Genomic DNA, 24,455 nt, shown 5'->3' with positions numbered 1-24,455 from the left:
TTTTTCATTGTATGTCGCCATACAAGGGAACTATAATCTAATTCCAAGTACCTGTTTCGACCCCAGCTGCCATAATAGCTTGCACTTCTTCAGCATTGTATCCGGCTCGCGTCAGCTGACCACCATATTCAGCAATAATATCTAATTGTTCCGGTGGAAAACCCATTTTTAATAAGGCATCAGCCATACCGAGAGCGCCTTCTTGTGAAATACCTAATTCATTACCGATTTCATTTGTTTCTTGAATTAATTCAGTAAAATCTATGCCAGCATAAGCATTAGAAATAACAGCTGCACTCTTTACGAAAGAAGCATTTGCTTCATCACTAACATTTTTATTCAAAGCCCATTGTCTTCTTACACCCTCAAGTGCTTCTTCTGCATCTAATCCATAGGCTGAAATTCCTCTCACAGCATCCTCTACTGATTTTTTTGAGGACTCAGGAACATCAAATCCTATTTCAATTTTTGTTTTTAACTTCGACATGTCCATTGCTTTTTCAATTGCGGTTGCAATCCCGCCACCAGCTGCTAATCCACCAATAACGTTTTCTAATCCTACTTGTAGTCCTTCAAACTTTTTCTCGGTTCTACCAGCTTCTTGTTGTAATTCTCTTAACTCATTTTGTACTTGCCGTATGGAGTTTCCGGCATCCACAGATCGGAGGGCTCTTTGTAAATTTTCAATATCAGCTTCTGTACCTAATGCCTCACGACCAATAATTCCAATCGCTTGCTCTAACTGACGACTTGTAGCTGTTCCATTTCGAATTGCATTCACAAGACGATTCCCTAATGCTCCTGCAAAATCATCAACGCTTTTTCCTGTAGCTCTAAACAATGTTTCTAATTGCCTTGTGGAACTCGCTACATTCTCTTGCTCAGCTTTCATGTTTCCTAGTTTATTTTTAAGACCATTAAGTGACCCTTCTGTAAATTCAATCTCACGCCTGAATGCACGATACTGTTCTTCAGAAATTTTACCGTTTTGAAATTGCGCTTGAACTTGTTGTTCCGCTGCCTTTAACTTATCTAATTTTTGCGTTGTGTTTTCAATCTGTTGTGTAAGTAACTGTTGTTTTTGCGCTAATGCTTCCAAATTACCAGGGTCAAACTTTAACAAACGCTCAACATCTTTTAATTCCTTAGCCAAAGCATCACTTTGTTTATTTACATCTTTTAAAGCATTTTGTAGGGGCTGAGTATTACCACCAATTTCAATCGTAATCCCTTTAATTCTTCCTGCCATTTTCTCACCCCTTTCTTAGAATGAATCGAAGTCTTTTTGATTTGCTTTTCTAACTTTTTCTTTATCTGGATTCTCTAGCTCAGCAAATTCAGCAATGTAATCAAAGCAATCACCGATTGTCATATCTTCTAAATCCCAGCTTGTTAATTTCGCTTTATAACAAAGAGCAAGGAATAATTCAGTGGTAAATTCTTCATCACTGAATGTCCCTTGCTCTCCATTATTTTTCTTTATTTTTTTTTTGCTCCCATAGTGACCTGAACTAATTCCATGACCTCAGGCATAATTTCTTCAATTGGGAATTCTTCAAATCCATCTAGCCACGTCATAGGATCAGGAATATTAGGATCAGCCGTTTTGGCGTATATCCACGTTAAGTCATAAATAAATTCAAAATCTACTTTACTCATATCGACATTAGACATATCAATTGGTTGTTCTGACCCATCTGATGAAGCTAAAGCGTTAATTGCCCCTAATGCCATCAAATCTGAAAATAAATTACGTCTGAATTGTGCTTTATATCGCTTAACTATTGCTGCTGTAGCTCTTAATCTGACTTGTTTTCCGTCTATTGTAATTGTCTTTTCCATTTGTTATTACGCTCCCTTTGGTAATGCAGGTACTTTTGTATAAACTTTTTTATACCAATTATCATAGATTTCTTGTTTTGATTTAGTTGTAGTTTTCGTTTTAACCATACGTTTTCCATTAATATCAATGGGGCTTGATACAAATTTAAGTTCATTTGTGTTAGGCTCTGCTGAATTTGTTTTCGTTTTAGATGCAAGTGTTGGACGACTTGCTGAACAGTTAAACATAACGTGTCGAGTGGCTCTTACATCGCCATCGAATTCAAATAACAATGCAAATGATTTTCCTTTTGCATCGGCTAATTCATTTAACACACCATCTTCTTCGTCTAATTCCTCACCTAATGCATCAATTGCAAATTGCTCCGGAATATGAGCGATTGATAAAGTGCCATCATACCCTTGGTTATTACTTGCTGCGTAGTAAAGCATGTCATCTGCATAGAACTCAATTAAATCACCTCGTGGATCAAATGTTAATTCAACCGCACCTGGTAATCGTATCGGTGTACTAAATGTAACTACACCATCTTTAATGTCATAGAGTGCATAGTGGACATTTTTCAGACCGAAAGCTACTTTATTTTCATTCATTTATATCAACCTCGTTCCGTATATTTTTTGATACATTTTTTCAGATTCAATAAAAGTCCAGTACGAGTCATAAGGAATCTCGTGATCGTCTAGGACCTTTTCAAGCTTTGCTTCTGCGACTAAATCTTTTTTAGTTGTATAAAGCTCTATATTTAAATCATTTATTTTGTGATAAACCTTGTTATCAGCCATTAAATTTGCTGATCCATCCACAAGGAAACATATATAAGGTGGCGCTGGAACTGGCTTGGTCGGTGTTGCTGTGAAATGCGAATAAGCCACAGGATATTCTGTAGCTTCAAGAATTTTTGTTAATTCACCTAATGTCATTGTTGAACCGCCCTTTCAATACGTCTTGGCAATTCATCAATTACATACTCTTCAACTGGACGGATATGAACTTGACCCGGAACACGTCCACCGCCAACTTTCGCATGTCCCTTTTCTAAAAGATGTGTTAATTGTCCTTGAGTATTATGAATAACAACACCATTATCTTCTTTTTTCTTACGCCACCCTTTACGATAAGCACCTGTTTTTTTAGGACTGTTTTGTTTTAATTTATTCACAGCAACATCAGCAACTTCTTCTTGCGCTGTCAATAATTCTTCTTCCACAACATTTGCATATCTTTGCAATTCTTTAGCAAGTTCGCTCGCAAAATCATTCATATTAAACATGCTCCTTTGCGATAATAGTCAATGTTTGATACATTTCATCATCATTCATTGGGGGTTCGATAATGTCAAAGATACGATCCTTCATTTTAATTCGCATTAATTCTGTAATTCCTGTTGTATAAGGAATTACAAACCGATAAATTCGTGTAGACTGTGAAGCTGAAGCTTCAATGTACTCTGAACCTTTTACCGTTTTTATCATTGCCCATACTTTTTTTACTTCTTGCCAATTACCTGTTTCAACTTCTTGATTCAAATCATCTTTTATTACTTCAGGTTGCTCAATGATAATTCGATTTCTACAATCACCTGTATTCAGTGGTTTCTTGTACTGAAAAGGACGCATATTAATCACCGTCCAATTTAATTTCTTCTAATGCTTTATCGATACCTAAACTATTAATCTGACTTAAAAAATTCTTGTCAAAATACTCTAATGCATCGTTATAAACATAACGAGAACGTTCAAAGACTAATTCTTTGAACTCCTCGTCTTTATTTAAATCATAATTCCCACAAACCCTAAGTAATGCCTTGTTAGACGTAGAAAGGATGCGCTTTAGGTTATCATCTTCCTCATCCCCTAAGTGCATCCTATCTTTAAATCCCTGCAATATTACAACTGAAATTACTGTATCCATTTACATCATCCTTGTGTCGGTGGTGTGAATGAAATTTTTAAATCATAAACAAGAGCTGCTTTATTATCCTTTGGTTTACCGTTAGCAAACTGTTTAATTGTATAAAGCATAGCATCTTCAATTGCTAATGTTTGGTCAAACTTTTTAAGTTTGTAACCACCTGCGATCGCTGCAAGATATTGACCTTTTACAAAGAATAACGCTTTACCTACTGGCACTTCTTCAGATTCAACAGTCTGAATGTTATAAGGCAGCGCCATTACCCATTGGCCTGTTGATGTTTGGATTGTGTTACGTGCTTGTACACCAATTGAATCTACAGGATTTACAACCATTACGATGTTATTTAGGACTTTTCGTGATTTCCCTTTCGCATCAGTTGATAAAGCTTTTACCACTTCATATAATTCTCCAGCAACAACCTCACCAAATTGAGAAGGAGCAAATGTTAATGTACCGGATGATTTCTTATCAGTAACCGCGCCTGTAGTTGCATTTACATCTTTCATTAAACCTACAGGTTGATGTGCTACTGATCCGCCACCATTTACAAATCCAAACTCTAAACCTACTGAATATGATTCTACTAATAGAGTTCGAACATAACGTTCAACCCATTCAGGGCCGAGCTCTAACATATCATTTGGAATAGCTGCGAATGCAGTTAATTTAAGTTGACCAATTTTTTCTTCTCGGAACGCTGCATTTACTTGCCCTCGAATTTCACCGAACAATTCGCCCCATGCATATGCTTTTGTTGCATCAGAATAAATGAACTTAGTTACAGCTCCTAAATCTTGTAGCCCTAAAGCATCCAGTAATGGATGTTCTTTAACTAAGTCTTCAAATACACGTTCTTGCGTAGTTACTGGCAGGATAGAACCGTCTTTAAATCCACCTTCTTGTACAACTGCATTAAAGAACTTTGTTTCTGCTGCAGTTAATACATTTTGACCGCGTTGTTGAAGAATAGAACGATCTAACATTTCATCATTTAACTGATTACGAACTGTGCTGATTACATCTGTTTGCATTGCATCAAAGAAACCTTCAAATGCTGCCGTTTGTTCTTGCTCTGTACTTTCTGCATTAGTTAAAGCATCCGTTAACTTTACTTTCGCTTTATTAAATGCTTCAGATTTATTAAATTTAATGACCATTGTGTGTTTCCTCCATTTTTTTATAATTTTAAAAGGAGCCCTTTAATCCCACTGTTTTTTACAGGTTTAGGATTCGGCTCCTTTAGTTGTTCTTCTTTATTGTTTTGTAAATCGTTTAAGATTTCGTTTTTTAGGCCTGATAAAGCAATGTTTAAATCTTCTTTTGTAATCCCTTGGCCTTTATTCATTGTTCCATTTCTAAAACCATTGATTACTTTCTGTGGAAGCATGGCAACAGTAGAAGCTGAAGCTGTCATTTTAATCTGATTATCCATAAACATGATTTCATCCACAAAGTTATTTTCTAATGCTTGTTGTGGACCCATCCAAGTTTCTTCAGCCATCATATGAAGTAGTTCTTCTTCTGATTTACCGCTTTTAATGACATAGGCGTTTACAATTGCTCGATCTGTTGTTTTTAGCATTTCGGCAGCCTTTGACATATCGCGATGATCTCCACCATTCCACATTGAAGCGTTATGAATCATGAGTTGTGCAGTTGGAGAAATTCGGACTTTGTCAGCAGCCATTGCAATAACAGAAGCCGCACTTGCAGCCAAACCAACAATTTGAGCTTCCACATGACCAGGGTAATTTTTCAACGCTGTGTAAATCTCTGACCCCTCGTATACATAACCACCAGGACTATTAATTGATATGATTAAATCATCACCATTGGCATCATCAAGCGCTTTTGAAATCTTACCAGGGCTTGCAGCATCCATTTCAAACCAATCATAAATCCAAGCTTCATCATTAGAAATAATTGGCCCTTTAACGTCAATTTTCACCGTCATTTTGTTTCTCACCTCCTTCAGTTAAATGAGTTTCTGTATAGTTTTTCGTAATATAATGTTTGTTTAAGTTCGGATCATTTGAAATATCATATCCTACTTCCAATCTAAGCTCATTACCTGTGAATGCACTAGAAGAAATGAGTTTATCAATACTTTCAGCAAGCTCGAATATACTTTGATAAGAAACCGCTTTAATTTCAATTTTTTGACCTGAAAGATACTCTTCTTGTTCAAAAAATTTAACATTCGCTTCATCTGATATCTTTTTTAACAAAGGTTTCACTGTGAAAAGCATATAATTTTTCGTTTGCTTTTCAACATCAGCCATTTCACCATATAACAAAGCAGTCGGAATACCAAAAGCCATTGCTACTTGATTTAAAAATCCGCTAGTTACTTTGTTTATTTCTTCCACACTTTGACCAGAATTCACTCCACCCGATGTTTCTTCGTATTTAAATCCTGGTTGTTGCGGAATGATGGCAATGTCATTTTCTCCAACCGCTTTATACATATCATTAATGAAGTTTTGGAGTTTTGCCTGATGTTCTTTACTTTTTGCAGCGAGCATGTCCATATCAACTGTAGCCCGAATTTGATTTTTACGCTTTTGAGAACTTAATATCCTCCCGAATAAATCACCATAATCAGTAAACAAACCATCAATAAGAGGTGATAATTTGTCATTCCGATATCTTAAATGAATGACTTCATTTTGTTTAAAGCTTCTCTTAAACTGATAATCTTTTACTGTGACATTCGTAAAGGTATCTTCAAATACAGCATATTCGTTATGTTCAAAGTCATCAGCAATAAGTAGATCACCATCATCAGCTTGTATAATCAAAGCTTCATTATCATAAATAAGTTTGTAAATGAATCTTTCCCAAAAGGTACTAGCTGTCATATTTTTATTCGGTCTAACATTTAATCGGTAATAAAGCTCATCCTTTTCGAACTCTTCACCATTTTTCACTCTAAATTCCGACTGACTAATTGTTCTACCTAAAAAAGAAATACATGTATCAATTGCAAGTCGCTTCATGTGGACTCTATTTGATTTTTCAATAAACATTTCCACATCAAACATAAATCCTAATTCACTATTTCTTTTAAATACAGCGTCCAACCATCCAATAATTATCACCCCCTTTATTAGAATTTAATACCGTCTAACATAAAGTCGAATTCATCCACAAGAATGTTATCCGCTTGCCATAATGCATGGATAAAGGCTTGGAATCCATCTGTTTTTCTCTTGAATTCATCTTTTTTCAAATATTCTTTGTTGCCGTCTTTTTTGATGTGGACGTAGACGTTGTTGGTGTACCAACGCATTAATGGATTATCTCCAAAAATAATAAGATTGTTTGCAAATAACGTTTCAACTCTTGGAGCTAAAAGAGAATGTATCGCCTTTGGATTACGAATATACAACAATGTAAATCCTTCAGCTTCAAGTGCCGTTTTAACAAGATCAAGACGGAATGTATCGGCCACAATCGTATTAACACCGTATATCTCACGCATTTTCACAAACCAATCTACAATGTGAGAGATATTAATTACAGGTTCATCCACAATAGTTAACAAACCCTTTTCAGCCCATTCATAAATAGGTGCTTTCAGTTTCACCTTATCCAAGAATCCTTTACGTACAAAAGAATGACCTTTCCAAATATAATCCTCACCATGTTTAAATAATAAACCGACCGCAGCAAAGTCTTTGATGCTGGCGAAATCGAGACCGCCTACAGCTACTTTATGTTTTAATTCTGGAACTTCTCTGAGCGTTTCTCCGTCTGCTTCATAACCAGTACGCATGATTTCTTCCCATGAAGCCACAGACTTTGTTAAATCTACTTCTGGTATATTCATCCTTTTAGTCATGAAATTTTCTCTATTAGACGGATCGTTTTCTAGATTTTTATACTGACGCATAACTTTCTTAAACAATCCTCTAGCGTATTGACTCATTGGTTTACTAAACATCGGATTTGCTTTTTCCCACATATCAGGATTATCTACTTCTTCAGCGTTATCAAGCTTACAAATAAAAGGAAACAATCTATCTTCTTTTTCTTTCCCTTTCAGGATATTCATAGCTCGCTCTTTCATTTTGTCAAGATAACCCTCACGAACAAATCCATCTGTGGTAATAAAAAATTCCCTAGAGTTAGGCACTTTACCTAAACCGCTAGAGAACACTTCTACAACATCGCTATTTTCATATCTATGTATCTCATCGTAAATAACACACCCGTCCCTTAACGAGTCTTTACTCCCTGCATTAGACGTATGAAATTCAAAAGTCGAACGAGTAGCTTTATTTGTTATCAATTGTTTTGTTGATACAAATAACTCGTCTAATATTTCATGTTTTTTATTCTTTTCATAAACATCTATAAAAGAAGTTTTAGCCTGTCTTTCTGTATTAGCAACTACTGATACGTTGTAATGCTCAATACCGTGCAATTCGCTAATAAAGAAGTGTGTCAATGCACTAATCAATCCGTTTTTACCAGCCCCCCTTGCCATCATCCAGAAGTGTTGGTCAAAATAAACATCATCATATTCATCAAACAAAAACACAAATGCTATTAAAAATTTCTGAAAGGAATTTAATTTGAAATGCCACTTTTCTATGAAAGTTACACATTTATGAATTAAATCCACATCAAAATGTAAATCATTACGGGTTAATATATCATGCTTTAAATAATTTATAAGCATGATACGTTCTTTATTTAATACCACTGTTCCTATTTCATATAGTTCTATATATTCACTTACATACTTATGAACAATCATATTAAATCACTTGCCGAATATTTCTTAATTTCTTTTTTATTATTTCCTTCTGGTAACAAATCCGTTAGTTGTTTAATAACCCTTTGATATGATTGATCACGGGTATTATATAACCGGGCAACAGGTCGTTCTCTTTCATACGGCTCTGTTTTATCAGATTGTGAGAACATTTCATAGTCACCATTCTCAGATATATCCATCCACATCTCATTTAATAAAACTCGTAATCTTGCTGCCTGAATAATTAATCCTTCAACCACTTTTAACTTACTAGGTGGGATGTCTTTAAATAATCTTTTTAAACGATTTTTTTCTTTGTTTACTAGCACCTCACGCTCATCAATGTCCGCCATAATATCACCTCGATTCAATCATATTTTCATACTGGGTAGGGGTCCTATACGAAACAACTTAAAAATCTGGAAAAACGACCCCCTCCTCCGGTGCCCCTTAGAACAATTTTTGATGAAATATTTTAAGGGGGGGATTGTTATTGCCGATTCTTTTTTACCATTTTTCATCATGTTCCCATTTGTTGATTTTCTTTTTGAATGTTCTACCGTGTTCTTTATTATGGCAATTCACACAGACTGTTTCTAGATTGTCCATTTCCAATGCAAGTTCCGGATGATGTTCAAGTTCTTTTATATGATGGACAACAAGTTGAGTCTTCTTACGCCTTGCACTCTCACTATACTCATTGGTATCAGTTTGAACACGACCATTACGTTTACATTCCTGACACTCATAGTTGTCACGCTTCTTTACTCGTTCTCGTGTTCTCTTCCACTCACCACTGTCATAGAACTTACGCTTCTGTTGTTTTGTTTTGTATTCATTCATCCGTCTTTACCCAACGTACTTTATTACCTTTATCTCTTTCCAGTAATTCTTTTATTGATGTTTGTTCCAGATATTCTACAGAATAAAGCATGTGTTTCTCGCCATATAGTTTGTAATACTTGAATCGATTAACATTAATCCCAGCCTTCTTGTACGCTTTCTCATGAGGTTTAAAGTATTTGATATATGCTTTCTTATCAATAGGTATAAGACCAAGTGCAGCAATCTTACCATCTATAACACTATTCAATTATCCCCACTCCTTCTCATCCTTTATATCCTTCAATTGCGCCATTTCCTTTTCGACCATCTTATCTATGGGATTTAAAATTTTTAATGAAGTTATAGTGAATTGTTTGTGATTAGTATCCTTGAATAACTGAATGGTTTGTTGAAAAAGAGCAATCATATCATTCATAAACTTTTTAAATATCCCAAACACACGAATCATCACCTACGTAATTTTTACACAATAAAAAAACACCCATTACGGATGTTTCAGTTTAATAGATTTATATTTCTTTTTTCATAAAAATCTTTTAACTCTTTTTGTGTTAACGCATTAACTTTACTACTACCTTTGAATTTATTTGCATTTGTATTAGCTATTACATAGATATGTTCCGTAATACTTTTAATTTTTTCAATATAAAAGCTAGATATTCCTTTTTTTCTCAAGGATTCTTCATGAACATATAACAAATCTACTATTAGTGTTTTTTCATTCCATTGACGTAGATCAATTATCATTGAATTAGGTTTATGAAAATCCATGGTAAATAAAACTTTTCCAGTTCGTTTATTCCAAATGGCAAACTTTACTTTCCCATCTTCAACCCCATAACCACTTTCCTTGGTATCAACTAATCCATTATCATCAAATTTGAAATCAATATTATCTCCTTGCTCTTTAAGAACCTTCGGTAAACCCCACCCTCTAATTAATGCTTCCATTTCCTTATTAATTTCCGGAATCAAAATATTCATCTCCTCTCGTAATACCTATTCTACATAAAACGGAGGAATGCTACAAAAATATACGTTCATTTACTAATTGGTCCACCACAATAAAAAGCAGCCACTATGTGAACGCTTAGTGCTATTATATGTAAGTTGTTATATTAACTCAGATTGAAATATAGGTAAAACAAATGGAAAACAAAGAACCAAAACTAGAATTCGACCTAAGCAAAATATACACATACAAAGAGTTCTCTTATAAAATAAAAAAGCAGCAAATTTGCTACTTTTATTTCTTCCAATCTTTAAGGTCTTTATATTCCTTTTTATAAACTTTTTCGATTGCATTATCATGCCACTTATTGTCTTTCTCATCTCTATTATCTTTAAAGTTAAACTCACTTATATCACTGTTTACATTTAACCATTCTAAATTATTATGAGCATATTGATAAATAAACATCCTAGCTTCTTTTAATGAATTGAATTTTTCTTCGAACAGAATAGATTCATTACTTTTATGTCTAACTATTTCATACACTCCAACTTCTTTTTCTCCTCTTATTTCAAAATATGGTTTAGTAAAACGATCCAATTTCCTCACCTGAACATCCCCTTTCAAATCGCCTTAGATTTATTATACAAAATAAAAAGCACCCGTTTTGGATGCTTTAATCATTTAAGTACATTCTTGTGATATTCTGGATTCTCTTCTTCAGCATCAAATACTATCGATCTATCAACATATGGTTTTAACCATTCATAATTCCATCTGACGTCCGTCCATGAAACGATGAAAACCTTCTTTATATTTTTCCATTCGAGAATATCACGCATAAGCTCTTCTTTAGCTTCATTTTTCTTATCACAGAATGAATCCATTGGATAAACTATAGCGAAATCTAATTCAGAAGGTGTTCTTCCCCATGTTGATTTAGTCGGTAATGAATCAAAATAGATTATTTTATTTTTCAGCTGATATGGTTTTCCAGAAGTTATTGTTTTATTCATTGGAACATCGTATCCTGCTTGATTCAAAAACAACGGAACGTTTTGAAATGTTGTAACTCTGAATACGCCTGTTTTCAAATTCTTACTTTGTTCAAGTAATTCTAACACCAAAGAATGCTTTGCATATTGGTGTGTCCCTCTAATTAACATTACTTTTTCATTTTTCGAGCTGATAAACTCATTTATTTGCTTAATTGCATTCCCACGATTGTTCACTGTTACCCCTCCTTCCCCATTCTATCTATTCGACAGAAAAGAAGGATATCCTACAAAATAAAGCACCCGAATGGATGATTTTTCATTAAGTATTAATTTGTATTTCAATTACGGTAAATGAAGTTTTATTCTTCTTCCAATCACCTAATGTTGTTTAAATTTATCTGTTCTAACAATAATTAAGTAATTGAAAGAAGAGCAAAAGCCCTTCTCCGTTTACACAACGTAAATTGCAATTGAATGTGAAAAAAAGAAACAACTATTCATCCAATCTGCAACCATCGCCACCGGTCATGACGATCCATTTTCAGAGGAATTTTGCAAGCAATGTTTTTCCGCCACTACTCACAATACAAATATATCACATTGATTTCAAAACAACCGGCACATTTACTGCCAAAAAGCGGTCACGACTCTGCCACTTTTTTCTATACATTATTGTTTTATACTTAGTTATTTATCGTATGGCAACCCTAATTCTTTTCTCAAACTATTATACTTTGAATATACATAGCAAAATAGTTCTTCAAAATCATATCCTGCTTTAAGACCACTATAATCCCCTGATGTTACATCCATAAAACGAACCCCAGCTTTTGTAGCTTCAACAATTCCTCTTAATTTAGAGTCTACAAATTCACTATTGCTATGTATAATATTTTCTATTTCACCTAACTTTCCCGGTCCTTTATAACCTGAAATGTAACTTTTATCCTGCGATAATATCTTATATAAAGGAGCATAGACTTCTTTTAAAACTATCTCCTTATTCTTATATTCCCTGCCACGCCTTTCTCTTATCTGATTTAAAAAATGATTTAATATCGCACCTATTATTACCCCAACAACACCTATTACTAACTTCTCATAATCCATTTGAATATTCACCTCTAAATCCTATTATATCTTGATTTCACATTATATTCACTTACCCATATCTTATATTGTGTGTAACTGCCCCTGTCGCTGAATCCCTTGCTATTCATAGCTTTATAATACCCACTCTTTTGAGTTACACAACACAATAAAAATGAGGAACTGTATGCAGTTAAAACGTATATTAGGCCAAAACCCTTCATTTTTTTAAATACAGTGCAAATAAATAAAGGCTGCCACATATTATCCATCAATAATATGTGGCAGCCTTTATTTATTTGTATTTTTGAAAATTCATATTGAAATTTAACCTAGTTATATATTAAATAACGGAGTTTATTCTTATTTGAAATTAAGCAGACTATTTAGATTATGATTTAATATTCGTAAGATGAGCATCAAACATATCAATTATTTCAAGAAACCTATCAGCCTCACGGAAGACATGATCTGCTAATAATGGATGGATGATACTCTTTATTTTGCATTGCTCAATTAAATCACGTGCTGTTTTCTTAAAATCCCGAAGAGATGCAACCGACACACGATTTTGATCTAAAAATTGATCTAAAAGAGGGACTGTTTGGGATTGTGGTTTCATAGATTCTAAGTCAATTGCTTGATACATTAATTCATCAAAATCATTGCTAAAATTCCGGGCCGTATCTACAAGCTTTCTTTCCGATGGATCAAGAAGATGACCAATAAATTTAGCATGGTCTGCCATAATCCTTAAAAAGAAAACATTTTCTTTAATGATAGCATCTGGAAGGGCATCTAATTTACCTTCATTCAATTGGATTAAACGGTTTCTAAAATAATTAGCTTCCCTACTTGTATGATCGACTAACAGTGGAAAATTATTTTGTCCTGGCAATTTACATGTGAGAATTAATCCTAGAATTTTTCGTTTAAATCCCCAAATATTAGTTGCTGCTTGTTGTACTTCTGAATTAAATCTTTGTATTTGCCCAGGATCCGTTTCATTTGTATAAGAATACGCTATTTGTTCGATATGTTCAAACAATCGGTAAAATTGATTGGCCTCTTCGATTAGTTGAGTATCCTCACATCTAAACCCTAATCGAAGAAAAAAAGAATGCTCCTTCATAATTCTAGACCAAAAACGAATCTCATTTAATGAGCGTTCAACAAACATTACAGATGTAACACCCGTATCAGGATGTAATGAGGTTTCATCTCTATGCATTCTTAATCCCCCCAGTAAATACTAAGCTAGTTTCATTCTTATGAGTAAATACATATAAAAATACCATAAATAAAGGTTCATGACGAATAGTGATAAATTTCGTATACGTGTAAAATTAACCTAATCTATCATTATTGATAGCCCAAAAAGCTCATTCCTTATCTATTTATATATGGAACAAAAATTAAAAAGAAAAAAGCAATGATTAGATTTTAAACCTAGTCATTGCTTTATCCATTGCGTCTTGGTTTACTCCTATATATCTTAATGTTACCCGTTCGCTTGAATGATTGAATATCTCCATTAGCAATGCTATATTCTTTGTCTGCATGTACATATGATATCCGAATGTCTTACGTAGTGTATGCGTTCCAATCTCGTCTAAGCCAAACTCAGCTGCTGTGGTACTAAGTATTTTATAAGCCATACTTCTTCCTATTGGTCTATTCTTTCCTTGCCTACTCTTAATTAAATACTCATGATCTTCCATATCTTCAATGTACCACTTTAACTCTCTTCTTAACGCTACAGTAACTTGAATACGTTTCTGTTTACCGGTCTTCATTTCACGCATTGTGATATGACTTCCTTTTAAATCTCCAACCTTCAGTTTTAAAATGTCACTAATACGTAGACCAGTATTGATTCCTATTACAAACAAAATATAATTCCGTTCACTCTTTTCCCTTAAATACTCTTTAATTTGTTGTATTAGCTCTGGATCACGTATTGGCTGAACGAAATTCATTATTCATTCCCTCCCGTTTCTTCTGTCTCGTAAACTTCTAATCCAAGCGCAAAAGCAAGTTTATAAAACGCTTTAGACTTCCAACGTCGATAAGTACGCTCTGACATCCCTATTGCGTTATAAACCATGTAATCACATACGTCCTCTTCTTCTAAATAACGTTTATAAATAATATCTCTTTGTATACTTCCTGCACGTCCGTTTCCTAATCGATTTAGAAACTGATCAATACGTACTGACATTCTTTCAAGCCACTCTTCTCGTTTACTTTGTTGAATATTTGCTATAGCAACATCTTCTAATGGCTTACCAACTGTATGTGTAGAACCGTGCTCACGTATTTCATAAGAAGGAGTGACTTTCATTTCTTTACGCATCATCCCAAATTGTCTATGTATACGTACGCTTTCCAACACACCTTCTAATTCCTCTTGTGTCGCTGTTCTATCAATTTTTGGTAAGAAAGATAATTGTTTAGTCATGTAAGACCACTCCTTTTTATTTTTAGATTACTTTTGTCTTATTGCTCCACGTCTTCGTTCGTAACAAGGTCTATGCATCCCCATTAAATCCTCAATTTCACGAGTACTTAATTTCTCTTTTGGTTTTTTCTTATTTTTCTTCTTTCCTTGCTTGGATTGATTTTTCCATTCATGTAACTGATCCTTTAACACCCTCATTTCCCCATCTCCCTTTTCAAAATAAAAAGGACACCTATTCCTAAAACAGCTTTAATTGCTGCTTTAATGAATTGGTGTCCTCTAGTTTTCTAGCCGGACTATATTCTGTTTGTTTTACTTTAAAAGGATTATTTTGTTAAAAACATTCTTACAATTCATCTGCTATTTCTTTTTCCTTTAATCTTTATTAAAATAAAATAATAAAACTTTTTAATAACAAAGGAGAAAACATGAAACAAAATATAAAGTTATGGTCCTGGATTTTTTCAATCATTTGTATCGGTTTATTCTTTTTATATCTCGAGGTATCGCCACATAACATGAATGAATCCATTATGGATACAGTATATTTTTATCTTTTATTTATTTTACTAGTCTTTACAACAGGAGCTTATTTTCTTAGTTTGATAGGATTCTCTAAGATAAAAAATTGGAAAGTTATGGTTCTACTAATATTGTCATTATTTGTGTTTTTAGCACTTATTTTATTTGTAGGATATGGATTAATTTTAAACGAAAATATTTAAGTACCCCACTAAATAAAACCCCATATTCCGTCAATAGTGTAGAAAACCCGTTTCTACAGTTTTTCCATGATTGGAGCAGTTAGCTTTTGCTAGCTGCTCTTTTAATTACACATTTTTGTCTTAACACTCATATAATATTGAGAATTAAAAAATCATTTTATGTATAAAGGGAAAGTATTCTTTTTCATTACTCCACTCCCTCTTTAAATAACACTGTTTGAATAAGGTTTTTAAAGAGGGAATACATTTAATAATCTTGGTTACACTGTAAACAGGCTCGTGAATAGCCAATTTTACTAATACCCACTCTATGTCTATTACCTTGGGCCGAGCAATTAGCAAAAGCTAATTGCTCTTTTATATTGAGTTAATAATAAAATGTAGGTCTTATTCCTTTTCTACATCATATACTTTTAACCTAACCATCCAGCTCAAAGTGTTACCTCCTATCTTAAAGAGCACTGATGCATGGTGCTCTTTTTAGTTTCCTTATTTCTATAAAATGAAATTTTTGTATTAAATCACCTGTAATACCTGTTGCAAATTATTAATCCGTTCATTAGCTGCCACACAATATTCTTTTGAAATTTCAAAACCTATAAAATTACGATTTGTATTTAGAGCAGCTACTGCAGTTGTTCCTGATCCAATACAATTATCTAGGACCGTTTCACCTTCATTGGTGTAGGTCTTAATCAGATATTCAAAAAGGGCAACTGGCTTTTGAGTTGGATGTATAGCTTCTTTCTGCTTATCTGTTGAAAAGCGCTGCACACTCCTTGGATAACGTTCTGTACTGCCTCCGCCACTAATACCAACCTTCGTTTTTCCGTAATTACTTCCATCGTCTTGATGCTTTGTATATGAATTTACTGGAGCATGTCCCGTTGTTTTTATAGGGTTATATGTCGGGAGTTTCTTGTAAAAAACTAAAATACTTTCATGGGCTCTCATCGGCATCTTCTTTGCATTTAAATGACCTGTAGCTGCTGTTTTCTCCCAAATCCATTCATATCTAAACAATTTAGGGTTACTCACTATTAACTGTGCTGAAAATGGCTGTGCAGCAGTTAAAACTATTGCTCCACTATCTTTAATAATCCGTTCGTATTGCTGCCATAATTCATTAAAAGGAATGACCACATCCCACTTATTTTGCGTAACTCCATAAGGTAAATCGCATAAAATCATGTCTACTGATTTATCCTGCAGTAATTTCATTCCCTCTAAGCAATCCATGTTGTGAATTTGGTTAATCACAAGCAACCCTCCTTTTCTACTAAAATAGCGTTTTTGTTTAAATTCACTTTTTTAACTGTGGCTTTACTAACACTTCTGTGTTAGAATCCACTAGGATATTATTTTTAAATTATTTTTGGAGGCTTTATGAATAATCAAAACAACATCAATAGAGTATTGGCAATTTTTCTAATAGTATCGCCACTATTAATGCCTATCGTGCTCCCTACAGCCATAATTGTAGGAATGAAACAATGGATGCCTGATGACGTTGAATACCCAAGTATAATGTCACTATTGACTTTATGTATTGGATTTTTCATAGTTGGAATCATCTTCTCTTTCTTATTACGCGTATTTAAATTATCTGAAGAAAAGTTAAAAGAATTAGGTTTCTTAGGATTTACAATTTCAATTGTTAGTACCTTCCTGACAATGTATGTCGGATATTTTTGGCTAGCAAAACTTAATTTCACAGCAGTGCAATTATCACCACATGCTGTATTAATCTTTGCGATTTTATCTACAATTCTTTTAGAAGCAATCTTTAAATTGACTGATAAATTTGATACACCTGATACAAAAGAAACAATTGAATAGATATTAAAATGATTAGCATAGAGTACATATCAACATGTGCTCTTTTTTCTTTTTAATCAAATAACGATTTTGTTTAAATTCAACTTCAATTCACTTTAATAATGGTATAATCTGTATAATTCATTTTTTCAAGAAAGGCTAAAACAATGAGAAAATACTTTGGTTTCATTTCAATGTTTTTAACTGCATTCTTATTTTTCGGTTCATTTTCTAGATATATACACTTCGGTTCTTTAACTGGTATTTTTATACTATCTATCTCAATTGTTTTAGCTATTTTTGCTCCGAAAGGAGATACAGCGAAAAAAATCACTTTTGCTATTTTGATAATTTTAGGTATTTTAATTGCTTGTGCATTAATTATTGGTGCTATTATTGGTGCGGGAATGGCTGAATCGCAATTACAACATTTGAAATAATTATTTTTCTCTCAAATAACTATTTTGTTAAATTTATAAAATACAACCGCTTGTCCATTTCACTTTTCCCTATCATTGCATTTAATATTAGTAATACTAATTTTTCAGAGGTGAATTATATTGGACGAGTTTTTATCCTCCCCTGCACTAAATCCCGGCTCGATTGGACCTACACTCCCACCTATGCAACCCTTTCAATTCCCTACCGGTCCCACTGGTTCAACGGGTGTTACTGGGCCTACTGGCAACACCGGATCTACTGGACCTACCGGAAGTACCGGGCCTACTGGCAACACCGGACCTACTGGATCTACTGGACCTACCGGGCCTACTGGGTCTACTGGGTCTACTGGGTCTACTGGGTCTACTGGACCTACCGGAAGTACTGGGCCTACTGGCAACACCGGACCTACTGGATTTAATCTTCCTGCTGGTCCTGCATCTATTACCTTGACTTCTAACGACACCACAGCATGTGTATCTACTCAAGGAAATAATACTTTATTTTTTTCGGGTCAAGTATTAGTAAACGGTAATCCTACTCCAGGAGTAGTAGTCAGTTTTTCATTTAGTAACCCTTCTCTTGCTTTTATGGTTCCTCTTGCTGTCATTACCAATGCTTCTGGTAACTTTACAGCTGTATTTCTAGCAGCTGATGGGCCTGGAACAGTAACCGTTACCGCTTCACTTCTTGATTCTCCTGGAACAATGGCTAACGTGACTATCACCATTGTAAATTGTCCGTAATGGTTTTATTTTTAAGGACTTAGCAATTTCTGATAAAAAGAGCACTGATTTATAGTGCTCTTTATTATCATTGGGATGTTCCTTTCAAATGAAACCTCATAATACCCAACTAAAATAACGCTTTTGTTCAATTTAGTAATTTTTTGTATAATAAGAGTTAACTAATCCAGAAGGGACTGAATTATGCGCAGATATCAATATTTTTAATCTACCTATCACAACAACATAATGGAGGTAAAAGTATTGATTACAGAACTACACACACAAAGATTGCATTTAAGACAAATGAAAGAATCAGATTCATTAAGCTTATTTAGAATATGGTCTGATCCTGACGTTACAAAATTCATGAATATAAGTAATTTCACTGATGAAAACCAAGCGAAAGATATGATTCATTTTCTCAGTGAACTAACTCAAAATAATAAAGCTATGCGTTTTACTATTATTGAGAAAGAATCTAATCAAATCATCGGTTCATGCGGTTATAATTCCTTAGATTTCGAAAATTTAAAGACTGAGATTGGCTATGATGTTTCGAAAGCATTTTGGGGCAAAGGTTATGCCCCTGAAGCGAGTTCTGCTCTATTAGATTACGCTTTTACACATTTGAAACTAAATCGTGTCGAAGCAAAAGTTGAACCTGAAAATCTGAACTCCATAAAAGTATTACAAAAATTACAATTCACTTTTGAAGGGACTCTAAGAAAAAGCGAAATATCAGCTGGGAAGCTTATCGATTTAAATATCTATTCGAAATTGATAACAGATTAATTTTAGTCCCTCGGCCTATACTATATTGAGGTATAGGCTTCTTTAATTTTTATACAAAATTCAAATTTGATTACAGTAACTAATCACCTATACCGTCCTCCTATATCGTATAATGAGTATAAAAGGAGGTGATTATCATTAATACTGGAGATATAACTCAATTAATAGAATTTCTAAAACTGAATATAATCCCAATTGCAACATTTTTGATTTCCTTAGTGACCTTTATCATTACATTTGCTAACTTTCAAAGAAATAAAGCAAATATTACATGTCAGCAAATTGGCAATAATTCTTTAGCTAGCATAATGAGACCTGATAGAATTGATTTAGACACGCCTGATGTATATTGGCAAAGTGATTTTAGAGCAATTATTGATGTTATTATTACTAACAAAAGCGCCTTGCCTATTTCGATAATAGAGTTTACTTTAAACAATAAACGAACTTTTAACTCTTATAGCAAACCTGGTGATCGCTATTGCGCTACAACACAACCCAGAGACACGATACATAATGGTGTTTTATCAAGCGGAACTGAACACCAAACGATATTTTTTATAGACGATAAATGTTTACAACCTGTATTGGATATTCCCCCATATACATCTTTAAGAGGCACTTTATTTTTCCACTTTAACGATCCAAATGATGTAGTGGTTGGAGATAACACTTTAGAAGTTATTACTTCTCGGAAAAATTTCGTCTTCTCGATAAAGATATCTGGCAACGTCCATTCTGTCCTTCCGCTACCAGATAGAATCCTTCGGGCTCGTGATGAAAAGTTTTTATGAAATCAATCCGTAATTCTTCAATATATTGGTCAAGTTCCTTCTTTCTAGTATCTTGAATATAAACTTTAGTGGAAGCTAATTCATTAGCTACTTCTTTAGCTTCCACAAGTTTTTTAGTTAATTTTCCAACCCTTTCTTGAGCCTCATCTATACCGAATATCAATGTGTTTCGCATCATGATAGTCTCTAATGCAATTGCTGTTCCCTCATTCGCAATCCATTGACCACGATAGTAACCTGATAAACCTAAATCTCCAGCATCATACGCTTTATCTGATTCCTTTCTGTTTTCTAGCGCTGATTGTTGCAATTGATTTATATATTCCTTGATTACTTCCTTCATTATCTCCAACCCCTTTTTTTAATTCCTTCAGTTTCTCACAATCGATTTCTCGAATCGTACTGAGGCATTTTTTCCAGTCCTAATTACTGGTGTTGTTACAGCCTTTTCTATATCCCACTTTCTAGTGATTACTCTTGTCATAAACGTGCTATAGCCAATTCCATTGTGCTTAGCTCGTTCTAACCACACTTTTCCCAAACCTTTTCTTTTTATAGCTGGTTTCGTAGAGGCCTCTTGATATCCCCAACCGCTATTTAATCTACTGTAAAATGTAGCTGCGTTTATACCATTCGCCTCAGCGATTCTACGCCATTTCGTGTGCACTCCCTCAAACTTGTTATGTCTTACGCTTCCTGGTGGTGCTGTTACTGCTTCTTCTAAATCCCATTCCGCTTCATAAACACGATAATGTAGCGTCTTTCTACTAATTCCATTAGATAAAGCTCTTGCATATTCTTCATCGGTTAACCAACGATTTAAAGCCGCCATCATTCTCCCTCCTAATCAAGTGCCAAAAATTGTGCCCTAGTACGATTTGAATAAGTTATCCTAATCTTCTGAATACCTTTCCCATACTCTTCTAATGTTGCATCCCAAGCTTCAGCTTCATTCCTAACATCAAAGCAATCCATCTTTTGCCGTTCCTCTTTATCGTAAAAATGTACTTCAAAGCTTGGATTCAAAAACTTTTCACTGGTGCTTATAGCGTTGTAATGGAAACTCCCTATAACGTCATCAATAGTTAATTGCTTCATAATCGCATCCCCAGTTATTTAATTTTTTCCGTGATCGTAGTTGAAACACGATCAACTTTTCCACCTTGCCAAGTAATTACTTGTTCCCCGAATCCTGTTACTGGAGGATTCAGTGGCGTGACCTCGCCATTTTTGACCACATAAATTTTATTATCAGTAACATCGATTTCAACTTTCGTAGGCTTCATACGACTGAAATCCCCCTTTTTCTTGTTAGCTAACTTTTTGTTGTTGATTCCGTTGCAGCTCTTGTTTCATTGATTCGAATTTCACTAACCATGCTTGCCAACGCTTATCGTTTTCTTCTTGCTGCTGTATTGCCACTTCACAATTACAACCGCTCGTTTCAATCACACCTGGATAAGTTTCTTTACGAATAATTCCTGTATCATGACATAATACACACATGCTTATTCCTCCTTATTAGAAAGCTAAGTTTGCAAGCCTTTGATCAGCTGTCGTAAATTTCAATACCTTTGAATCACCAAATAAACGACTAACGGTCTTAGCATCGTATTTATTAAAAAGTTTTTTTCCAGTAAAGTTTGTTGTGGTAAATGTACTCATTCCCTGTCTAGCATTTGATACCGCATATAACAGGCGTTGTATGAAATCAGATGCCTGTCTATTTGAATCCGTTGAACCACTTTCTGCCCCAAGATCATCTAATACTACAAAATCAGCTTGTCCAATTAATTGAACGAAATATTGAAGTGTATATTTACTGCTCTTATCATCAAAAGAATCCATAATCATTCTTGTTATTGCTTCTAATTCGACGTACAAGCAACTTTTCATAAGATGATAATTTTCTTCTTTTTGACTGACATCCCAAAAATATTGATTTAATTCATGAAGCATGCTGTATGCTAGGAAACTTTTTGCCGTCCCTTGATTTCCTGTAAATACAACTTTTCTTATTTCTCCGTTCTTTAAATCCTCCAAGGTTTCTTCTACAGCTTTCTTGTGACTAATCGTTTCATCACATCCGGTTCTGTAATCAGATAATCTTGAAAGAGGAATTTTCTTATTTGTAATAACACTAGCTTTTTCCAGCATGTTGAATTTCTGCAAACGGCTAATCTTCTTATAATGAGCGTTAGCTTGTTCTTCCAAAACCTTATCGTTTTGCTCAACTACACATCTTGGGCAAACAGGTTTTCCTTGATAAATAATCATTTGAATTGGCTTAATGATTGTTTGTCCACCTATTACATAGGAGTGATTCATACATTGATCAGAATGGTAATTCACCTTCGATTCCAGGGATTCCGCCAGTTTTTTCATTGGTGTTGCCATATCTATTCGCTCCTTTTTCACCTTTGTTCTTAAACTCTATTTCTGCTGCATTTACATCAGCTAAAGTACGAATGTTTTTGTTAACCCACTGTTTTAAAATCCCTTCAGCATAATTCCATTTCTTCTGCTGTTTCAAAGCACGCTCCATAGCTGCTTGTACAAGTTCTTCGCTTGTATCGTTTACCCATTTTGAAATACTTTCGGCTATGAATGAATTTAAAATACCGAAATTATTTTCGTAGAAAGAGAAGATGCTACTACTACTTTGTATATTAGTATTTTGTTTATTAGTACTTAGTAGCGTTGGATTTTCCATAAATGGAACTTCCATTTGTGGTTTTTCCATATGTGGATTCTCCACTTGTGGAATTTCATAAATAATTGTCTCCCAGTTAGTTATCTTTCCCTTTTCGTTTTTTACAGGAAACCTTCTAACATAACCGAATTTTTTTAGTTCTTTCATTCCTACCCTTAAACTATCAATTCCATCTTTCGCATGAGTAGATATTTCCTCCATGTAAAACACCCAATCATCTGGTAACGATAAAATGTAAGCCAATATCCCTTTTGCTTTCCAACTTAAACGTTCATCTCGAAGACCTGTATTATTAATGGTTGTGTAATTTTTACTTTTATTAACTCGAAATGTTGCCATTTATTTACCTCCTTGTACAAACCGCCACATATGCTTGTCCACTTTTGATAATTCGTTGAATTTCATAATGCGGATAACCAGCCTTGAAATACTGGTCAATCATTTGCTTTAATTCATCCTTGCTCTTTGCTAAGTTCCAAAACTTATTAGGTAATAGCACTTGATATTCAGTTAAACGCATGTACTATTCCCCTACTTTCCGTGATATACTTATAACAACTGTTTTTTCTTAAAGGACCCACTGCCATGGGTCTTTTTATTTTGTTTTACGTCACTCCAAGCCCACTGTTTTATTGGTTCATAAGTAATGTAAAGTAACAATGCGCTGCACGCGATAAACATTGCGAATATAACTAACGATGTCGTATCTTCCACTAGATCACCTCCTTTTGTGTTTCAAGCCAAGCTTCTAAATCCTTTTGTAGGAAAAGTAATTTGCGCCCTTCCCTAATCACTGGAAACTGTGGATGACTTGCTAATTCATACATTCTACAAACAGCGATATTGAGATAATCCGCTGCTTCTTTCACCCTCATTACTTTGTTTGGTTGTGATTGTTGTTGGAACTGCGCTAAAGCAGCTTGTATCTCCTCTCGAACAACTTCTCGGATTGATTCTTTAATGATTTGATCTAATCCCATTTCTTTTTTCTCCTTCCAAAATTATATTAACGATGGATAATCATACTAATCTTGGTCGCCATGCTTTTATGTATGATATCTCCTCATTGAAATCTTTCTGTAAAATGTTGCAATAACTGTTTACTGCAAACACTGATTTTACGTCTCTCCAAGCTGCTGCGAAAAGTTTCTTTCCACTATCATGAACAACTTGATTCCCTGCCATAAAAACAAACTCACTTACTGGATGTTGCAAAACTTGTAATTGGCTCATTTTTTTCACCCCCTTTCGTTTCACTGAATGAAACTTTGTGTTCAAAATTTTTTTCTTGTTCATTAAATAGAATGTCGCTTTCTTTACCTAAAACATTTGATATTTTAACAGCTACATCATAATAAACTCTTAGATTATAATTAATAATTTTATAGCAGTAAGACTTTGATATACCAACCATATTAGCTAATTCATGATATTTAAGACCAGAATCTTCAAAAGCTTTTTGAAGTGCCGTTAGTTGTTTTTGATTTTGCATCTGATCACTCCCTTCTGATGCTTACAAACTCATTATAAGTTTCATCACGTGAAACTTCAAGTGTTTTTTATAAAAAATTTC

39 protein-coding genes and 3 pseudogenes are annotated in these 24,455 nt (G+C 34.1%); 3 read left to right on the top strand and 39 right to left on the bottom strand.

The window, feature by feature from the left end:
- Positions 1-40: 40 nt before the first annotated feature.
- The 24 genes and pseudogenes from DN399_RS12700 to DN399_RS12580 all read right to left on the bottom strand — a co-directional run.
- Positions 41-1,249, bottom strand: a pseudogene (locus DN399_RS12700) (DUF2207 domain-containing protein); the annotation flags it as partial.
- Positions 1,250-1,479: 230 nt separating this feature from the next.
- Positions 1,480-1,842, bottom strand: coding sequence for a hypothetical protein (locus DN399_RS12690; protein WP_149149653.1), 363 nt, complete (start codon positions 1,840-1,842; stop codon positions 1,480-1,482).
- A gap of 6 nt (positions 1,843-1,848) precedes the next feature.
- Complete coding sequence (locus DN399_RS12685; RefSeq protein WP_001004911.1) at positions 1,849-2,436, bottom strand: major tail protein; 588 nt, start codon at positions 2,434-2,436, stop codon at positions 1,849-1,851.
- Entirely contained in the window at positions 2,437-2,766 is a 330-nt protein-coding gene (locus tag DN399_RS12680; RefSeq protein WP_149149652.1) for a hypothetical protein, read from the bottom strand.
- Positions 2,763-3,107, bottom strand: a complete 345-nt coding sequence (locus DN399_RS12675; protein ID WP_149149651.1) for an HK97 gp10 family phage protein — start codon at positions 3,105-3,107, stop codon at positions 2,763-2,765. Before DN399_RS12675 ends, DN399_RS12680 begins: the two co-directional genes overlap by 4 nt.
- 1 nt (position 3,108) lies before the next feature.
- Positions 3,109-3,462: a phage head closure protein gene (locus DN399_RS12670; protein ID WP_149149650.1), complete on the bottom strand. Its 354-nt coding sequence runs from the start codon at positions 3,460-3,462 to the stop codon at positions 3,109-3,111.
- 1 nt (position 3,463) lies between these two features.
- Positions 3,464-3,757, bottom strand: a complete 294-nt coding sequence (locus tag DN399_RS12665; RefSeq protein ID WP_149149649.1) for a hypothetical protein — start codon at positions 3,755-3,757, stop codon at positions 3,464-3,466.
- A 5-nt stretch (positions 3,758-3,762) separates the two neighbouring features.
- Entirely contained in the window at positions 3,763-4,917 is a 1,155-nt protein-coding gene (locus DN399_RS12660; protein WP_149149648.1) for a phage major capsid protein, read from the bottom strand.
- A 20-nt stretch (positions 4,918-4,937) separates the two neighbouring features.
- A complete protein-coding gene (locus tag DN399_RS12655) occupies positions 4,938-5,714 on the bottom strand; it encodes a head maturation protease, ClpP-related (RefSeq protein WP_149149647.1) in 777 nt (258 codons plus the stop codon).
- Complete coding sequence (locus DN399_RS12650) at positions 5,698-6,861, bottom strand: phage portal protein (RefSeq protein WP_179953536.1); 1,164 nt, start codon at positions 6,859-6,861, stop codon at positions 5,698-5,700. Before DN399_RS12650 ends, DN399_RS12655 begins: the two co-directional genes overlap by 17 nt.
- Before the next feature lie 8 nt (positions 6,862-6,869).
- Positions 6,870-8,525, bottom strand: a complete 1,656-nt coding sequence (locus DN399_RS12645; protein WP_149149646.1) for a terminase TerL endonuclease subunit — start codon at positions 8,523-8,525, stop codon at positions 6,870-6,872.
- Positions 8,522-8,878, bottom strand: coding sequence for a hypothetical protein (locus DN399_RS12640; protein ID WP_000763336.1), 357 nt, complete (start codon positions 8,876-8,878; stop codon positions 8,522-8,524). The genes DN399_RS12645 and DN399_RS12640 overlap by 4 nt, the downstream gene beginning before the upstream one ends.
- Before the next feature lie 154 nt (positions 8,879-9,032).
- Complete coding sequence (locus DN399_RS12635) at positions 9,033-9,368, bottom strand: HNH endonuclease (RefSeq protein WP_065845250.1); 336 nt, start codon at positions 9,366-9,368, stop codon at positions 9,033-9,035.
- Positions 9,361-9,618, bottom strand: a complete 258-nt coding sequence (locus DN399_RS12630) for a hydrolase (RefSeq protein WP_065845249.1) — start codon at positions 9,616-9,618, stop codon at positions 9,361-9,363. The genes DN399_RS12635 and DN399_RS12630 overlap by 8 nt, the downstream gene beginning before the upstream one ends.
- Positions 9,619-9,810, bottom strand: a complete 192-nt coding sequence (locus tag DN399_RS12625) for a hypothetical protein (protein ID WP_065845248.1) — start codon at positions 9,808-9,810, stop codon at positions 9,619-9,621.
- A 56-nt stretch (positions 9,811-9,866) separates the two neighbouring features.
- A complete protein-coding gene (locus DN399_RS12620; protein ID WP_065845247.1) occupies positions 9,867-10,346 on the bottom strand; it encodes a hypothetical protein in 480 nt (159 codons plus the stop codon).
- A gap of 271 nt (positions 10,347-10,617) precedes the next feature.
- A complete protein-coding gene (locus DN399_RS12615; RefSeq protein ID WP_065845246.1) occupies positions 10,618-10,932 on the bottom strand; it encodes a hypothetical protein in 315 nt (104 codons plus the stop codon).
- 71 nt (positions 10,933-11,003) lie between these two features.
- Complete coding sequence (locus tag DN399_RS12610) at positions 11,004-11,555, bottom strand: hypothetical protein (RefSeq protein ID WP_065845245.1); 552 nt, start codon at positions 11,553-11,555, stop codon at positions 11,004-11,006.
- A gap of 453 nt (positions 11,556-12,008) precedes the next feature.
- Positions 12,009-12,431, bottom strand: coding sequence for a hypothetical protein (locus tag DN399_RS12605; RefSeq protein ID WP_149149645.1), 423 nt, complete (start codon positions 12,429-12,431; stop codon positions 12,009-12,011).
- A gap of 370 nt (positions 12,432-12,801) precedes the next feature.
- Positions 12,802-13,641: a DUF2935 domain-containing protein gene (locus tag DN399_RS12600; protein ID WP_149149644.1), complete on the bottom strand. Its 840-nt coding sequence runs from the start codon at positions 13,639-13,641 to the stop codon at positions 12,802-12,804.
- 205 nt (positions 13,642-13,846) lie between these two features.
- Positions 13,847-14,389 carry a site-specific integrase gene (locus tag DN399_RS12595; protein WP_149149643.1) on the bottom strand — a complete coding sequence of 181 codons (543 nt, stop codon included), beginning with the start codon at positions 14,387-14,389 and terminating at the stop codon, positions 13,847-13,849.
- Positions 14,389-14,871 carry an ArpU family phage packaging/lysis transcriptional regulator gene (locus DN399_RS12590; protein ID WP_149149642.1) on the bottom strand — a complete coding sequence of 161 codons (483 nt, stop codon included), beginning with the start codon at positions 14,869-14,871 and terminating at the stop codon, positions 14,389-14,391. The genes DN399_RS12595 and DN399_RS12590 overlap by 1 nt, the downstream gene beginning before the upstream one ends.
- 27 nt (positions 14,872-14,898) lie before the next feature.
- Positions 14,899-15,069 carry a hypothetical protein gene (locus DN399_RS28095; RefSeq protein WP_086385658.1) on the bottom strand — a complete coding sequence of 57 codons (171 nt, stop codon included), beginning with the start codon at positions 15,067-15,069 and terminating at the stop codon, positions 14,899-14,901.
- A gap of 1,043 nt (positions 15,070-16,112) precedes the next feature.
- Positions 16,113-16,856 carry a DNA-methyltransferase gene (locus tag DN399_RS12580; protein ID WP_255478124.1) on the bottom strand — a complete coding sequence of 248 codons (744 nt, stop codon included), beginning with the start codon at positions 16,854-16,856 and terminating at the stop codon, positions 16,113-16,115.
- A gap of 126 nt (positions 16,857-16,982) precedes the next feature.
- On the opposite strand from DN399_RS12580, the gene DN399_RS12575 reads away from it, so the two are divergent.
- Complete coding sequence (locus tag DN399_RS12575; RefSeq protein ID WP_149149640.1) at positions 16,983-17,435, top strand: epimerase; 453 nt, start codon at positions 16,983-16,985, stop codon at positions 17,433-17,435.
- An 85-nt stretch (positions 17,436-17,520) separates the two neighbouring features.
- Here DN399_RS12575 and DN399_RS28405 read toward each other — a convergent pair whose 3' ends face one another.
- Positions 17,521-17,796 (bottom strand): hypothetical protein, encoded by a 276-nt coding sequence (locus tag DN399_RS28405; RefSeq protein ID WP_254905231.1) that lies wholly within the window; start codon positions 17,794-17,796, stop codon positions 17,521-17,523.
- A 178-nt stretch (positions 17,797-17,974) separates the two neighbouring features.
- On the opposite strand from DN399_RS28405, the pseudogene DN399_RS28650 reads away from it, so the two are divergent.
- A pseudogene (locus DN399_RS28650) lies at positions 17,975-18,031 on the top strand (exosporium leader peptide-containing protein); the annotation flags it as partial.
- 17 nt (positions 18,032-18,048) lie between these two features.
- Here DN399_RS28650 and DN399_RS28400 read toward each other — a convergent pair.
- Entirely contained in the window at positions 18,049-18,324 is a 276-nt protein-coding gene (locus DN399_RS28400; protein ID WP_255478123.1) for a hypothetical protein, read from the bottom strand.
- A gap of 45 nt (positions 18,325-18,369) precedes the next feature.
- The gene (locus DN399_RS28395) at positions 18,370-18,585 is read right to left on the bottom strand and encodes a hypothetical protein (protein WP_000237382.1); all 216 of its coding nucleotides are present in this window, start codon (positions 18,583-18,585) and stop codon (positions 18,370-18,372) included.
- 259 nt (positions 18,586-18,844) lie between these two features.
- Between DN399_RS28395 and DN399_RS12560 the strand changes: the two genes are divergently transcribed.
- Complete coding sequence (locus DN399_RS12560; protein WP_149149638.1) at positions 18,845-19,375, top strand: GNAT family N-acetyltransferase; 531 nt, start codon at positions 18,845-18,847, stop codon at positions 19,373-19,375.
- 963 nt (positions 19,376-20,338) lie between these two features.
- Here the strand turns inward: DN399_RS12560 and DN399_RS12545 are convergent.
- The 12 genes and pseudogenes from DN399_RS12545 to DN399_RS12500 form a co-directional block, all read right to left on the bottom strand.
- A pseudogene (locus tag DN399_RS12545) lies at positions 20,339-20,512 on the bottom strand (glyoxalase); the annotation flags it as partial.
- A 27-nt stretch (positions 20,513-20,539) separates the two neighbouring features.
- Positions 20,540-21,004: a nucleoside permease gene (locus DN399_RS12540; RefSeq protein WP_149149637.1), complete on the bottom strand. Its 465-nt coding sequence runs from the start codon at positions 21,002-21,004 to the stop codon at positions 20,540-20,542.
- An 8-nt stretch (positions 21,005-21,012) separates the two neighbouring features.
- Complete coding sequence (locus DN399_RS12535; protein WP_149149636.1) at positions 21,013-21,267, bottom strand: hypothetical protein; 255 nt, start codon at positions 21,265-21,267, stop codon at positions 21,013-21,015.
- A 14-nt stretch (positions 21,268-21,281) separates the two neighbouring features.
- Entirely contained in the window at positions 21,282-21,455 is a 174-nt protein-coding gene (locus tag DN399_RS12530) for a DUF3954 domain-containing protein (protein ID WP_000805174.1), read from the bottom strand.
- A 25-nt stretch (positions 21,456-21,480) separates the two neighbouring features.
- Complete coding sequence (locus tag DN399_RS12525) at positions 21,481-21,675, bottom strand: hypothetical protein (RefSeq protein WP_016124626.1); 195 nt, start codon at positions 21,673-21,675, stop codon at positions 21,481-21,483.
- Positions 21,676-21,690: 15 nt separating this feature from the next.
- Entirely contained in the window at positions 21,691-22,566 is an 876-nt protein-coding gene (locus tag DN399_RS12520; protein ID WP_149149635.1) for a P-loop NTPase family protein, read from the bottom strand.
- On the bottom strand, positions 22,505-23,221 hold the full coding sequence (locus DN399_RS12515; protein ID WP_149149634.1) for a DnaD domain-containing protein: 717 nt from the start codon (positions 23,219-23,221) through the stop codon (positions 22,505-22,507). The genes DN399_RS12520 and DN399_RS12515 overlap by 62 nt, the downstream gene beginning before the upstream one ends.
- Positions 23,222-23,225: 4 nt before the next feature.
- A complete protein-coding gene (locus DN399_RS28090; protein WP_102956500.1) occupies positions 23,226-23,402 on the bottom strand; it encodes a hypothetical protein in 177 nt (58 codons plus the stop codon).
- A gap of 29 nt (positions 23,403-23,431) precedes the next feature.
- A complete protein-coding gene (locus tag DN399_RS28085) occupies positions 23,432-23,596 on the bottom strand; it encodes a hypothetical protein (RefSeq protein WP_000390298.1) in 165 nt (54 codons plus the stop codon).
- On the bottom strand, positions 23,596-23,862 hold the full coding sequence (locus DN399_RS12510) for a helix-turn-helix domain-containing protein (protein ID WP_098520263.1): 267 nt from the start codon (positions 23,860-23,862) through the stop codon (positions 23,596-23,598). The genes DN399_RS28085 and DN399_RS12510 overlap by 1 nt, the downstream gene beginning before the upstream one ends.
- A gap of 40 nt (positions 23,863-23,902) precedes the next feature.
- Complete coding sequence (locus DN399_RS12505) at positions 23,903-24,115, bottom strand: ORF6C domain-containing protein (RefSeq protein ID WP_102956499.1); 213 nt, start codon at positions 24,113-24,115, stop codon at positions 23,903-23,905.
- The gene (locus tag DN399_RS12500; protein WP_149149633.1) at positions 24,078-24,374 is read right to left on the bottom strand and encodes a helix-turn-helix domain-containing protein; all 297 of its coding nucleotides are present in this window, start codon (positions 24,372-24,374) and stop codon (positions 24,078-24,080) included. Before DN399_RS12500 ends, DN399_RS12505 begins: the two co-directional genes overlap by 38 nt.
- Positions 24,375-24,455 lie beyond the last annotated feature (81 nt).

It is taken from the genome of Bacillus sp. AR4-2, from assembly GCF_008274865.1.
Classification (GTDB): domain Bacteria; phylum Bacillota; class Bacilli; order Bacillales; family Bacillaceae_G; genus Bacillus_A; species Bacillus_A cereus.
This window is presented reverse-complemented; position numbering and strand designations above follow the sequence as displayed.